The 11967-nt window shown below is 65.2% G+C and carries 13 protein-coding genes; 10 read left to right on the forward strand and 3 right to left on the reverse strand.

What is annotated here, in order from left to right; all coding sequences use genetic code 11:
- Nucleotides 1-73 precede the first annotated feature (73 nt).
- From AC4D2M_RS07930 to AC4D2M_RS07945, 4 genes are all read left to right on the forward strand, one after another.
- Nucleotides 74-400 (forward strand): rhodanese-like domain-containing protein, encoded by a 327-nt coding sequence (locus tag AC4D2M_RS07930; protein WP_490891126.1) that lies wholly within the window; start codon nucleotides 74-76, stop codon nucleotides 398-400.
- Entirely contained in the window at nucleotides 397-1344 is a 948-nt protein-coding gene (gene pheA, locus AC4D2M_RS07935; protein WP_490891128.1) for a prephenate dehydratase, read from the forward strand. Before AC4D2M_RS07930 ends, pheA begins: the two co-directional genes overlap by 4 nt.
- 33 nt (nucleotides 1345-1377) lie before the next feature.
- Nucleotides 1378-2349, forward strand: a complete 972-nt coding sequence (locus tag AC4D2M_RS07940) for a DNA topoisomerase IB (RefSeq protein ID WP_490891129.1) — start codon at nucleotides 1378-1380, stop codon at nucleotides 2347-2349.
- An 85-nt stretch (nucleotides 2350-2434) separates the two neighbouring features.
- Nucleotides 2435-2815, forward strand: coding sequence for a hypothetical protein (locus AC4D2M_RS07945; protein ID WP_490891130.1), 381 nt, complete (start codon nucleotides 2435-2437; stop codon nucleotides 2813-2815).
- Here AC4D2M_RS07945 and AC4D2M_RS07950 read toward each other — a convergent pair.
- Nucleotides 2812-3915, reverse strand: a complete 1104-nt coding sequence (locus tag AC4D2M_RS07950; RefSeq protein WP_490891131.1) for a diacylglycerol/lipid kinase family protein — start codon at nucleotides 3913-3915, stop codon at nucleotides 2812-2814. The two genes, AC4D2M_RS07945 and AC4D2M_RS07950, sit on opposite strands and share 4 nt — an antisense overlap.
- 67 nt (nucleotides 3916-3982) lie before the next feature.
- On the opposite strand from AC4D2M_RS07950, the gene serS reads away from it, so the two are divergent.
- Nucleotides 3983-5248 (forward strand): serine--tRNA ligase, encoded by a 1266-nt coding sequence (gene serS / locus AC4D2M_RS07955; protein WP_490891132.1) that lies wholly within the window; start codon nucleotides 3983-3985, stop codon nucleotides 5246-5248.
- 115 nt (nucleotides 5249-5363) lie between these two features.
- A complete protein-coding gene (locus AC4D2M_RS07960; protein WP_490891133.1) occupies nucleotides 5364-6221 on the forward strand; it encodes an HAD family hydrolase in 858 nt (285 codons plus the stop codon).
- A 24-nt stretch (nucleotides 6222-6245) separates the two neighbouring features.
- On the opposite strand, the gene AC4D2M_RS07965 is transcribed toward AC4D2M_RS07960, so the two are convergent.
- Both AC4D2M_RS07965 and AC4D2M_RS07970 read right to left on the reverse strand, forming a co-directional pair.
- Nucleotides 6246-6872 carry a hypothetical protein gene (locus tag AC4D2M_RS07965; protein WP_490891385.1) on the reverse strand — a complete coding sequence of 209 codons (627 nt, stop codon included), beginning with the start codon at nucleotides 6870-6872 and terminating at the stop codon, nucleotides 6246-6248.
- Nucleotides 6873-6957: 85 nt separating this feature from the next.
- On the reverse strand, nucleotides 6958-7524 hold the full coding sequence (locus AC4D2M_RS07970; protein ID WP_490891386.1) for an inorganic diphosphatase: 567 nt from the start codon (nucleotides 7522-7524) through the stop codon (nucleotides 6958-6960).
- 214 nt (nucleotides 7525-7738) lie between these two features.
- Here AC4D2M_RS07970 and dacB point away from each other — a divergent pair, with 214 nt between their 5' ends.
- From dacB to hpt, 4 genes are read left to right on the forward strand one after another with little or no spacing between them, the layout of a single operon-like run.
- Entirely contained in the window at nucleotides 7739-9172 is a 1434-nt protein-coding gene (dacB, locus tag AC4D2M_RS07975) for a D-alanyl-D-alanine carboxypeptidase/D-alanyl-D-alanine endopeptidase (protein ID WP_490891134.1), read from the forward strand.
- 53 nt (nucleotides 9173-9225) lie between these two features.
- Entirely contained in the window at nucleotides 9226-10347 is a 1122-nt protein-coding gene (locus AC4D2M_RS07980) for a zinc-dependent metalloprotease (protein ID WP_490891135.1), read from the forward strand.
- On the forward strand, nucleotides 10344-11396 hold the full coding sequence (gene tilS / locus AC4D2M_RS07985) for a tRNA lysidine(34) synthetase TilS (protein WP_490891136.1): 1053 nt from the start codon (nucleotides 10344-10346) through the stop codon (nucleotides 11394-11396). The genes AC4D2M_RS07980 and tilS overlap by 4 nt, the downstream gene beginning before the upstream one ends.
- Nucleotides 11397-11411: 15 nt before the next feature.
- The gene (gene hpt, locus AC4D2M_RS07990; protein ID WP_490891137.1) at nucleotides 11412-11963 is read left to right on the forward strand and encodes a hypoxanthine phosphoribosyltransferase; all 552 of its coding nucleotides are present in this window, start codon (nucleotides 11412-11414) and stop codon (nucleotides 11961-11963) included.
- Nucleotides 11964-11967: the final 4 nt, after the last annotated feature.

Consider the following 11967-nt stretch of genomic DNA (forward strand, 5'->3'; position numbering starts at 1 on the left):
GGTTGAGTCCGGTCCCCACTATAGGCTTGGTTCAAGTTGGGGAATCGAACGAAGAACATGAACGGGACTGGCAATGAGCAACAGTGAAAACGTGTCCATTGAGGCGATCGGCGAGGACACCGCCGTGCTGGACGTACGCGAGGACTATGAGTGGGAAGCGGGGCATATTGAGGGTGCCCTGCACATTCCCGTGGACCAGATCCCGGCCCGGCTCGATGAACTGGATCCGGATGAGGACCTGCACGTCATCTGCCGCACCGGTGGCCGCTCTTTCCGGGTAACCGAATGGCTGGTGGCCAACGGATACTCGGCCGTGAACGTCAGCGGCGGGATGGATGCCTGGGTCGAGGCGTCGAAGCCGCTGGTCTCCGAAACCGACGCCGAGCCCCGCGTCCTATGACTGCATACGCGTACCTGGGCCCCGAGGGCACCTTCACCGAAGCTGCCCTCCTCCAGGTCCCCGGGGCCGAGCACGCCGACCGGGTACCTGCAACCACGGTGAATTCGGCGCTCAATATGGTGCGGGAGGGCCGGGTGGAAGCAGCCATGGTTCCGATCGAGAACTCGGTCGAAGGCGGCGTGTCAGCCACTCTCGACGCGATCGCAAACGGGGAACCGCTGCGCATCATCCGCGAGGTGCTTGTCCCTATTTCCTTTGTGCTGGTCGCCCGCGTCGGCGTGGAACTGAACGATATCCGGTTCGTGGGGACGCACGGCCACGCCTGGGCGCAGTGCCGGGGGTGGACGGAGCAGAACATTCCATCTGCGGAATATGTGCCGACCTCTTCCACTGCAGCCGCCGCCCACGAGCTGCTTGACGACGGCGCCGGCCACGACGCTGCAATCTGTTCTCCGCTGGTCGCCAACCGGCTCGGCCTCCGCGTACTTGCCGAGCACATCGGCGACGTTGGTGATGCGGTGACGCGATTCATCCTGGTCAGCAAGCCGGATTCCCTGCCGGAGCGGACGGGTGCGGACAAGACCACGCTGGTGATCCCCCTCCCTGAGGACCATCCCGGCGCCCTGATGGAAATCCTGGACCAGTTCGCAGCACGGGGGGTCAACCTCAGCAGGATCGAATCCCGCCCCACCGGCCTGTTTCTCGGCGACTATTTCTTTAGTATCGACGCCGACGGGCACGTCGCCGATGCGCGGGTCGCTGACGCACTGCAGGGGTTGCACCGGATCAGTCCCGGCTTGCGCTTCCTCGGCTCATACGCTCGTGCCGACCGGCGCGAATACGAAGTAGCCCGGCACACCTCGGACCAGGCATTCCGGGCGGCGCAGGAGTGGGTTGACTCCCTGCTGCATTCCCCCACGCCGGACGCCGGGGACATAGGCTAGTCTTCCCCCGCCGGGGCAATCAGAGGAGGCGGCGTGCCGCGACTGAGACGCAGTGACAGCAACAAGCCCGGATATGCGCGTCGCCGCCATGGAAAAGGTTTTAGCTACCGCAATCAGTCCGGCGAGCCCCTGGAATCGGACGAGATCGAGCGGATCAGGGAACTCGTGATCCCGCCTGCCTGGCGTGATGTCTGGATCAGTCCATACCCGAACGGGCATATACAGGCAGTAGGCACGGACGACGCCGGGCGCCGCCAATACATCTATCACCCTGCCTGGCGGGAGAAGAAGGACCGCGAGAAATTCGACCGCGCACTGGAGTTCGGCGAAAGGCTGCCCGGCGCCCGGCGGGTCATCACCCAGCATCTGCGCAGCAACGGCAGCGGCAAGGAACGTGCCCTCGCTGCGGCACTGCGAATTGTGGACACCGGCGCGCTACGCATCGGCTCGGCTCAGTACGCTGCGGAAAACGGCTCCTTCGGGGTAACGACACTCCGCACGGACCATGTCACGATCAACGGGCCGATGGTCACGCTCCGGTTCCCGGGCAAGAGCGGGCAGCAGTGGGACACCACAATCGAGGATCAGGACCTCGCTGCGGCCCTGCGCCCGATGGTGCGCAGGGAGGACGCGGGGACCATGTTGGCGTACCGGACGCCGGACGGGTCCTGGCACTCTGTGGATGCAGCTCAACTCAATGAGTTCCTCCGTCAGGTCACAGGTGGAGGGTTCACCGCGAAAGACTTCCGCACCTGGCAGGCCACCGTCGTGGCATCCATGGAGCTCGCCCGAATGGACCTGAAAGCGACCAGCCGAACGGCGCGGCAGAAGGCAGTCGCTGCGACCATGCGATCCGTCGCCGAGCACCTGGGCAACACTCCGGCGATCGCCCGCAGTTCCTACGTCGACCCGCGCGTGGTTGATCGCTTCATGTCCGGGGAGGTCATTCCGGTGGCGGGCTACTCAGCGTCGGAGAAGGCTGTTCGCGAGCTGCTTAAAGACTAGGAATCCTTTCCTCGGGCTCTACTGCTAAGTAGGCTGATAGAGAGCGCCCGGCCAGTGGCGCGACCCTTGATGAAAGGCAGGCACCATGAGCGAGCAGCCAGACAACAGTGAGGTCAACCCGAATAAGGGTGACGGATCAACGTCGGACCCAAACTGGCACGGCGACGCTGGAGACCAGGCCAATGACCTGCGCTTCGCAGAGGAGCAGCAGCTGATCAACAGCCAGGCGCAGAACGAGGACACTGAGGGAGTTGCGGCGGGCGGCCGCGGTGGATACACCAATGCCCAGCGCGCTGGTGACGCCGGTGATTACACCGAAGGCCAGGACCAGCCGGATGAAGGCGAGTACACCGACGTCGACGGCACCACGGACGCCGACTCAGACCTGCAGGGCGAGTACACCGACGCTGACTCCGTGCCTTCTCTCCAGGAGGGCGGAGACGCGGAGGGGACTCAGCGTCCCTAGTTCGCTGCAGAATCGCTGAACATTCCCGCTGATGGTCCGGTCGCCCTGCCAGGGACCCGGACCATCAGTGCGCCCGGAACCACACTGACGCTGAGCGCTGTGACATCGCCGGAAGTGTCACCGTCGAGCTGTGTTCCCGTTGCCTCCGAAACCTCGACGTCAACCCGCTTCACCCGGTGGTAGGTAATTACCGGGATTGGACCGGGGTGGCGGAAGAGAATCTTCGCTGCAACCCAGAGCCAGCCGAGGATACTGCGCGGACTGGTGATGACCACGTCGAGGTAGCCGTCGTCGATCGAGGCGTCCGGAATGAACGTAATTCCTCCCGGCAGCCTCGCGCAGTTCGCGAAGAGGACGCTGTGGACCTTGCGCGTCTGCGCCGGTTCGCCGTCGAGGCTGATGGACATTCGCTGCCGCTTGCCGGGCAGGCTCCGCACACCCGCCTCGCTGTACGCCAGCCAACCGAACTTCCTCTTCAGCGTGTCCTTGGTGGCGGCAACCACCACCGCATCAAGCCCGACGCCGCCCATCACCAGGAACGTGTGTTCACCGCTCACGCCGGTGCGCTCGTTGCGTAGCTCGACCCGGCCCATGTCGATCCGCCGGGCGGCACCATGGAGTGCCTGCTGTACGCTGCGGGGTACGTCATTCACGGCGATACCGAGGTTGCGGGCCAGCAGGTTGCCGGTCCCGAGCGGCAGTAGTCCGAGAGCGGCATTGCTGTGAACCAGGGCGGCCGCCACGGCACGGACGGTGCCGTCGCCGCCGGCAGCAATAACGACGTCGCAGCCCTCCTCGACCGCCCGTCTTGCCTGGGCAGCGCCGGGCTCCGCCACTGTGGTTTCCAGTACTAGGGGAGGTTCCCAGCCGGCGTCGGAACAGGCCTGCTCGACCTGCTCGCGCGCGAGCGGAGCGCTGATCTTGACCGGGTTGAGGATCAGTGCCACCCGCTGACGTTCACCGGTTATCTGGAGCGCGGCACGGGGTTCTTCCCAGTGGGGGGAGCGTTCGCGGCGCAGCTTTCGTACTCCCCACCAGCTGAACGCTGACGCGGCTGCGGCGATAACCGCAAGGGCGACGATAATCCACTCGAGGGGCATGATTTCCCCAGACTATCCTTCCGCGCGGGAGTGCGGGCGCGCAGGTCGCGTTCGGTAGTCTTGGGGAGTGATCGACGTAAACGAACTCCGCGACAATCCTGAAAAGTTCCGCCTGTCCCAGCGTTCCCGGAAGGCCGATGAGTCTCTGGTTGATGCGATCATTGCGGCAGATTACCGGCGTCGTGAGGCTGTCACGAATGCAGAGTCACTTCGTGCCGAACAGAATTCCTTCGGCAAGCGGGTCGCCAAAGCTCAGGGCGAGGAAAAGCAGGCGCTTCTCGCAGAGGTCAAGGAACTGGCCGCATCCGTGAAGGCTGCAGCGGCGGAAGCCGAGGAAGCGAAGGCAGAGGCTGACTCCCTGTTGCGTCGGTTGCCCAACGCCATCCTCGATGGCGTGCCGGCCGGCGGGGAAGATGACTTCGTCGTCATCAAGACCGTAGGAGAGCCGCGGCAGTTCGACTTTGAACCGCGGGATCACCTTGAAATCGGCGAGCTTATCGGTGCAATCGATATGGAACGTGGCGCCAAGGTGTCCGGGTCCCGTTTCTACTTCCTCAAGGGCGTGGGAGCGCGGCTTGAGCTTGCGCTCCTGAATATGGCCATGGACCAGGCAGTTGCGGCCGGATTCACCCCGATGATCACGCCCACGCTGGTGCGCCCTGAAACCATGCAGGGCACCGGCTTCGATATTGCCCACGATGCGGAGATCTACCGCCTCCCCGAAGACGACCTCTACCTGACGGGTACGTCCGAGGTTGCACTCGCCGGGTACCACTCCGACGAAATCCTGGACTTCTCGGTCGGGCCGCTCCGGTATGCGGGATGGTCCTCGTGCTACCGCAGGGAAGCCGGATCCCACGGCAAGGACACCCGTGGAATCATTCGCGTGCACCAGTTCAACAAGGTGGAGATGTTTACCTACACCACGCTTGAGGAATCGCACGCGGAACACGAGCGCATGCTCGCCTGGGAAGAGGAAATGTTGGCGAAGGTCGAGCTGCCCTACCGGGTGATCGACACGGCAGCCGGTGACCTCGGGATGTCAGCGGCGCGCAAGTTCGACTGCGAGGCCTGGGTGCCCACGCAGAACGCGTACCGCGAGCTGACGTCCACCTCGAACTGCACCGGCTTCCAGGCGCGCCGGCTGAACATCCGTGAACGCGTGCAGGGCGCAAAGTCCACCCGCGCAGTCGCGACGCTGAACGGAACGCTTGCTACGACGAGGTGGATCGTAGCCATCCTTGAGCACCACCAGAACCCCGACGGTTCGGTGAACGTGCCGGCGGCGCTGCGACCCTATCTGGGTGGGCTTGAGCTTCTCCCGGTGCTGTAGGCTCGCTGTTTCCCTGCGGTTCCTGCTGGTTTCTACATTTGTCCGTAACCTCACGTTTGCCTAGCTGTGACCAAAATCTTTCCCGCGCGTACGCGGTTTCTGGTTCACTTTAACGATGACAACTACATTTCACGCTGGCACCGAGGACCAGCAGCAGATAACACGAAAACTCATTGCGCTCGACGTTGACGGAACCCTGGTGGATCACGAAGGCCAGATGTCGGACGAGGTCCGCGCGGCGGCCAGCGCCGTCGTCGAAGCGGGCCATGAAACGGTGATCGCGACCGGCAGGTCACTCGGGGCAACGCTGCCGATCATCCAAAAGATCGGCCTCACGCGCGGACACGCTGTGTGCTCAAACGGCGGTGTCACCCTCCGCATCGATGTGGACGAGTTCGAAGACGGTTACGAGATAGTTAACCGTGTGGTTTTCGACCCGCGGCCGGCCCTGGTGGCGCTCCGGAAGAGCCTTCCCACGGCAAAGTTCGCCCTTGAAGACGACGAGGGCCGCTTCCTTTCGACGGAACGGTTCCAGGACGCGAGCTTCGGCGCGGAGGCGGAGAGCGTGGACTTTGATCGCATGCTCCGGGCACGCGCAGTACGCGTGGTGGTCTTCAGCACCGACAGTACGGCGGAGGAATTCGGCGACGCCGTCGAATCGATCGGCCTTCACGGAGTCACCTACTCGGTGGGCTGGACGGCCTGGCTGGATATCGCGGCCGCGGGCGTCACAAAGGCCAGTGCGCTTGAGCTGGTGCGCCGCAGAGTCGGTGTTGACCCGTCGGATACGGTTGCCATCGGTGACGGCCGCAATGACATCGAGATGCTTTCCTGGGCGGCTCGCGGCGTAGCCATGGGCCAGGCCCCGGAAGAGGTGCTCGCCGCCGCGTCGGAGGTGACGGCGTCGGTGTACGACGACGGCGCGGCCAAAATTCTGCGCTCCCTCGCCCGCGGGGCCCAGAACGAGCGTTAGACGCACGCGTAGTTCGAATGTGCGCTAGTACGCCAGTGCTGCCGGCGGGAGCGCTACCGGGCCGTACGCCAGGTCAAGAAGCCTGGCCGCCGCGGGACGGGTAGCCCACTCTTCCACCCAGTGGGACCGGATGACGGCCTTGCTCACCGCCTGTGTTGTGATTCCCAGTTCCTGTGCGATCAGTTTCTGCTGCCCCCGCGCTCCGGGCGTCATGAGGTCGAGTACGTTCCACTCGGCGTCCGTTCGCGTGTAGACAATCTGCCCCAGCAACCGGAGCACCGCTTCGGCTTCGGCCGCGACTTCCGAGTCCGGCCCCTCGATCGCCAGCGGGATCCGCTCGCCGGTTTTTTGAGCCCGGTTCACAGCTCTGCGGGAGTACACGAGCCCGTACCCTTCAGCGTCCGTGATCCGCTCGGGGATAGGCGAGTGGACCTCTCCGACCCCTATTCCCACATGCCAGCGGCGGAACCGGATTGCTTTGAGGGCTACATCTACGGCCACCTTGGCACTGCCGACAACGCCTTGCAGTTCGTCTCCCACCGAGCGCTGGAAGGGCACGACGGCGTCGATGAAACGGAATTCACGCAGCAGTTCGGGCACCAGGTCGCCCACCTCGCGGGAGTCGCGCTGGTTGATGGTCACCACGAACAGCATGACCCCAGTATGACGGAGGAAGCCCCCGAATCAACCGATTTGCGTTGATTCGGGGGCTTCGATGTGCCGTATCCGCGGGGGACTAGCGGCCCTGCGGCTGAACGTCGGCGTTGTCCGCGTCGGTCTCAACGGCACGGCCCTGCGGCTCGTCCTCTTCGCTGGGCTCGCCGAGAGCCTCGAAGCGCTTCAGTGACGCCTCGACCTCCGCCTCTGCAGCCTCACGGCCCTCCCAGTCAGCGGCTTCGACCCACTTGCCCGGCTCCAGGTCCTTGTACTTGCGGAAAAAGTGCTCGATTTCGTCGAGCAGGAATTTGGAGACGTCCCCGAGGTCCTGGATGTGATCGAAGCGCGCATCAACGGGGACGCACAGCACCTTTGCGTCGCCGCCGCCGTCGTCCACCATGTTGAAGACGCCGATGGGGCGCGACTCAACGAGAACGCCCGGAATGAGGTCGAAGTCCTGCAGGAGCACCAGGGCGTCCAGCGGATCGCCGTCCTCCCCGAGGGTGTTCTCAAAGTAGCCGTAGTGCGTGGGGTACTGCATCGAGGTGAAAAGCACCCGGTCCAGGCGAAGCCGGTGGGTCTCGTGATCAATCTCGTACTTGACGCGTGATCCCTTGGGGATCTCGATGGTTACGTCGAGCTTCATGGCCATGTGGAACTCCTGCAGTCAGCGGTAGGAAAGCGATGGGACGTCAGTGGGGCACCGCGCGGCAAACGACGCTGCCGGAACGTAACTCAAACGTGTCGATCCAGCGTGACCACCACCCACGGCCCCGATCTACTGTTAAAGATATAGGCCGCCGCCGACATCATCGATTCATGACCGGCGGCAGTCGATCGGATTTTGGGGAGAGGGCCACATGAAGCGCAGCGCCAGGGTCTTCACTGCCCTCTTGCTTGCCGTCGTGCTGGGAGTCCTGGCGATTCCATTCGGCCTGCATTACGGTCCGCAGATCGCCGAACTGGTCGCCGCTCCGCGCGCGGATGCCGAGCCGGAGATTCCGCGCATCCAGCAAACGCCCGACGACGTCGCGGCCCCCGCACTCGTCAGCCAGCTGAGCGCACAGGCGCCGATGCCCACGCCGGAGGCTCTCGCTCCGCTGCTCACCACGGCACTGGAGGTTCCGGGCGGTACCCCCGTGGCCGGCGTCGTTCTGGATGCACTGACCGGAGAGGTCCTCTTCGACCAGGGGGGCAGCGAACCGCAGCTGCCGGCGTCGAACATCAAGATCCTCACTGCTACCGCGGTGTTGGCGAAACTGGAGCCCGACCACCGCCTGACCACGTCCGTCCTTGCGGGAGGCACGGGAACGGAGGATGTCCTGGTGCTGCGCGGGGGAGGGGACGTGCTGCTCGGATCGGGCGAGTCGAACCCGGAGAGCGTGGTCGGCCACGCCGGCCTCGCAACGCTCGCCGAGCAGACCGCGTCAAAGCTCGCGGGCCAAGGCCCCTACCGTCTCGTCCTCGACGACACGTTCTTTGTGGGCGACGTCCTGAACGCCAGTTGGCGGCCCGGCGATGTGGAGGCCGGCGAGATTGCGCCGATTTATCCCCTCGCCGTCAACTCCTCCTGGCTCGACGAGTCGAAGCAGTCGGGGGCCAGGGCGCCGGATGCAGCCCTCGCCGCCGCCGCGACGTTCCGGGAGGCGTTGATCGCTGCCGGGGTGGAAGTGCAGGAGGGCATCGAGCGGCAGGCCGCCGCCGACAATGCCGTGGTGCTGGCGTCGGTCGAATCAGCCACCGTCGAAGCGCAGGTCGAGCACATGCTCCTGACCTCCGACAACTATCTCGCGGAGGCACTGGCCCGTCTTGCGGCGCAGGCCAGCGGGAGGCCGGCGTCGTTCGGAGGCGGTCTGGAGACGATCGCGGAGGTCATCGAGCGGCTGGAGGTGCCGACCGAGGGCATGGTGCTCGGCGACGCTGCGGGCCTTTCACCGCGAAACCGCATCGCTCCCCGCCAACTGGCCGACGTGGTCCGCACGCTGCTCCGGTCGGACAGCCGTTCGCTGAGGCATGTGCTGCATGGCCTGCCTGTGGCCAGCCTGTCGGGAACACTGACCGAACGCTTCAACGACGGCGAGGCCCCTGCCTTTTCCGGAGCAGGCCTGGTGCGGGCCAAGACGGGGACCCTCAACACCGTGACTGCGCTGAGCGGTCACGTGGTTTCGGCCGACGGCCGCCTGCTGGTCTTCTCATTCATCGCGAGCGGCCTCGACGGCACCACCGAGCCGGCGCGAGGCGCGATGGACGCCGCCGCGGCCGTCCTCGCCACCTGTGGCTGCCGGGAGCCCTGAATCGAGGGCTGACCGGATGCCCCTCAAGCGGCCTCGCAGACTAATGTGGTCGAATGGCCACCATGGACAGCAACGCCCCTTTTCAGCTCGTCAACTGGGATCTCGCCGCGACTTCCGCCGCGAAACTGACGCCGCCGGGTCCGAAGCTCAGCGCCGGAGAGGTTCAGGCCGTCGTCGAGAACCTCCGGGAACTGGCCGACCTTTCCGTTGAGCACGTCCACCGCATCACGGGGCTCGAAGCCGCCCGGGACCTGCGGGACTCGGATTTGATCATCGTCGACCGCGCGTCGTGGGCCAAGGCGAACACCCAGAGTTTCAAGACGCTGATGGCACCGGCACTTGAACACCTCCTGGAAACCAAGGCGGAGCAGCTCAAAGCCGCGAACGCCGCACTGGGCGGCACCGTCACGGGTGCGCAGATGGGTGCGATTCTCGCCTTCCTCGCCAGCAAGGTCCTCGGCCAGTATGATCCCTTCGTCGCCTCCTCCCGCGGGAAGGGAGGGCGTCTGATGCTTGTGGCGCCCAATATTGTGTCCGTGGAGCGGGAGTTGAACCTCGAGCCCGCCGACTTCCGGCTGTGGGTGTGCCTGCACGAGCAGACACACCGCGTGCAGTTCGCTGCCGCACCGTGGCTCAGGGACCACATGATGGAGCACATCTCCCAGCTCACCGTCGGGCTGGCCGACAAGGCCGATACGCTCGCCGAACGGCTCGCCAACGCGCTGAAGTCCCTCCCGTCGGGGAGCCGGCAGGACAGCCAGGAACAGAACGACGACGGTGTGCCGGAAGGCGACGGCGGGATCCTGTCGCTGCTCCAGGAACCCGAGGACAAGGCCCGGCTCTCCCACCTCACTGCTGTCATGAGCCTGCTCGAAGGGCACGCCAATGTGGTGATGGACGCCGTTGACTCCAGCGTCGTGCCCACCGTGAAAACTATCCGCCGCCGGTTCAATGCCCGAGGCAAGTCCCGCGGACCGGTGGAGAAGTTCATCCGCCGGCTCCTGGGCCTGGACGCCAAAATGCGCCAGTACAGCGATGGAGCCCGCTTTGTCCGCGCGGTGGTGGACGCCGTGGGCATGGAGGGGTTCAACCGGGTATGGGAGCGGGCGGAGAACCTGCCGACCGAGAAGGAGATCCACGCCCCCGAGGAGTGGATCAACCGGATGGGGCTGTGAGCCGCCGGCCACGACTGAACCCTACCGTCGGCACGGCACGGAATCTCGTCCGCGCTGCGCTGGAGGAAGCCGGGGTCGCCCACGGATCGCTCATCCTCGTCGCTTGCAGCGGCGGCACGGATTCGCTCGCACTCGCCGCGACGGCCTCCTACTTCGCGCGGAGCGGGCAGTACCGGGTGGGTGCCGTCGTCGTCGACCATGGGTTGCAGCCTGACAGCGCGGAAGTGGCGGCGAAGGCCCGTGAGCAGCTGTCGGGACTGGGCCTCGAACCGGTTGAGGTGCGCCGGGTCGAGGTGGCCACCGCGGGGATGGGTCCCGAAGCGGCAGCCCGAACCGCGCGCTACGAGGCCCTCGACGCCGCCGCGGCAGAGCACGGAGCGTCCGCCGTCCTGCTCGGCCACACCCTCGACGACCAGGCCGAGCAGGTGCTGCTTGGCCTCTCCCGTGGTTCCGGTACGCGATCGCTCAGCGGCATGCCGTCGCGCCGGGGCCTGTACCTGCGTCCGTTCCTTGCCCTGCGACGTACGGAGACTGAAGAGATCTGCCGGGTCAGCGTTGTTGAGCCGTGGCATGACCCCACCAACGCCGACCCCGCGCTGACCCGCTCCCGCGTGCGCACCCAGGTGCTGCCCTACCTTGAGGACACGCTGGGCCCCGGCATCGCCGAGTCCCTGTACCGGACGTCCCGGATCCTCGCGCAGGACGCCGCCTACCTGGATGAACTCGCACTGGCTGAATACGCCCGGCTCCGGAGGAAACCGGACAACACCGCGCACGACGACGGCACCCTCCTCTTGTCCGAGGACGCCCTTCGTGCCCTGCCACCTGCGCTGCGGCAACGGGTCCTGGCGCTCGCCGTCGTCGAACTTGGCGGGGTGCAGCCCAGTTTCGAGCGGTTACTGGCCGCCGAGAACCTGCTCCGGCGCAGGGGATCGGCGGGTCCTGTGCAGCTTGGCGGCAAGGTGAGCGCCTACCGGCAGGTCAGGGGATCCCGCGTTCCCCAAGGTGACCCAAGCTATGGCAGTCTTGTCCTTAGAAAAAACCTCTAAATTCGGGAGTAATTGGTGGATTCACACGACGTCCAGTCCGACCTCAAGCACGTTCTCTACACCAAGGAAGAGATCCAGCAACGGGTGCAGGAACTGGCCGCGGACATCGACCGTGACTACGCCGACCGGGACGTGCTCATCGTGGGTGTGCTCAAGGGAGCCGTGATGGTAATGGCGGATCTTGCCCGGGCCCTGCACTCGCACGTCACAATGGACTGGATGGCCGTATCCTCCTACGGCTCGGGAACCCAGTCCTCCGGCGTCGTCCGAATTTTGAAGGACCTTGAAACGGACCTCATGGGCAAACACGTCCTCATCGTGGAAGACATCATCGATTCGGGTCTGACGCTGTCCTGGCTCAAGGCCAACCTGCTCTCGCGCGGACCGGCATCGGTGGAGATCTGCACCCTCCTCCGCAAGCCGGACGCCGCGAAGGTCGCCATCGACGTGAAGTACGTCGGCTATGACATTCCCAATGAGTTCGTGGTGGGCTACGGTCTGGACTTCGCCGAGAAGTACCGCAACCTGGACTTCATCGGTACGCTCGCGCCGCACGTTTACGAGTAACCCC

The organism is Arthrobacter sp. TJ-270, from assembly GCF_058269075.1.

What these genes read in the sequence shown, in the direction of transcription:
- AC4D2M_RS07930 (WP_490891126.1), top strand. Translation starts at nt 74, where the DNA reads ATGAGCAACAGTGAAAACGTGTCCATTGAGGCGATCGGCGAGGACACC.
- pheA (WP_490891128.1), top strand. Translation starts at nt 397, where the DNA reads ATGACTGCATACGCGTACCTGGGCCCCGAGGGCACCTTCACCGAAGCT.
- AC4D2M_RS07945 (WP_490891130.1), top strand. Translation starts at nt 2,435, where the DNA reads ATGAGCGAGCAGCCAGACAACAGTGAGGTCAACCCGAATAAGGGTGAC.
- AC4D2M_RS07950 (WP_490891131.1), bottom strand. Translation starts at nt 3,915, where the DNA reads ATGCCCCTCGAGTGGATTATCGTCGCCCTTGCGGTTATCGCCGCAGCC.
- AC4D2M_RS07960 (WP_490891133.1), top strand. Translation starts at nt 5,364, where the DNA reads ATGACAACTACATTTCACGCTGGCACCGAGGACCAGCAGCAGATAACA.
- AC4D2M_RS07970 (WP_490891386.1), bottom strand. Translation starts at nt 7,524, where the DNA reads ATGAAGCTCGACGTAACCATCGAGATCCCCAAGGGATCACGCGTCAAG.
- dacB (WP_490891134.1), top strand. Translation starts at nt 7,739, where the DNA reads ATGAAGCGCAGCGCCAGGGTCTTCACTGCCCTCTTGCTTGCCGTCGTG.
- AC4D2M_RS07980 (WP_490891135.1), top strand. Translation starts at nt 9,226, where the DNA reads ATGGCCACCATGGACAGCAACGCCCCTTTTCAGCTCGTCAACTGGGAT.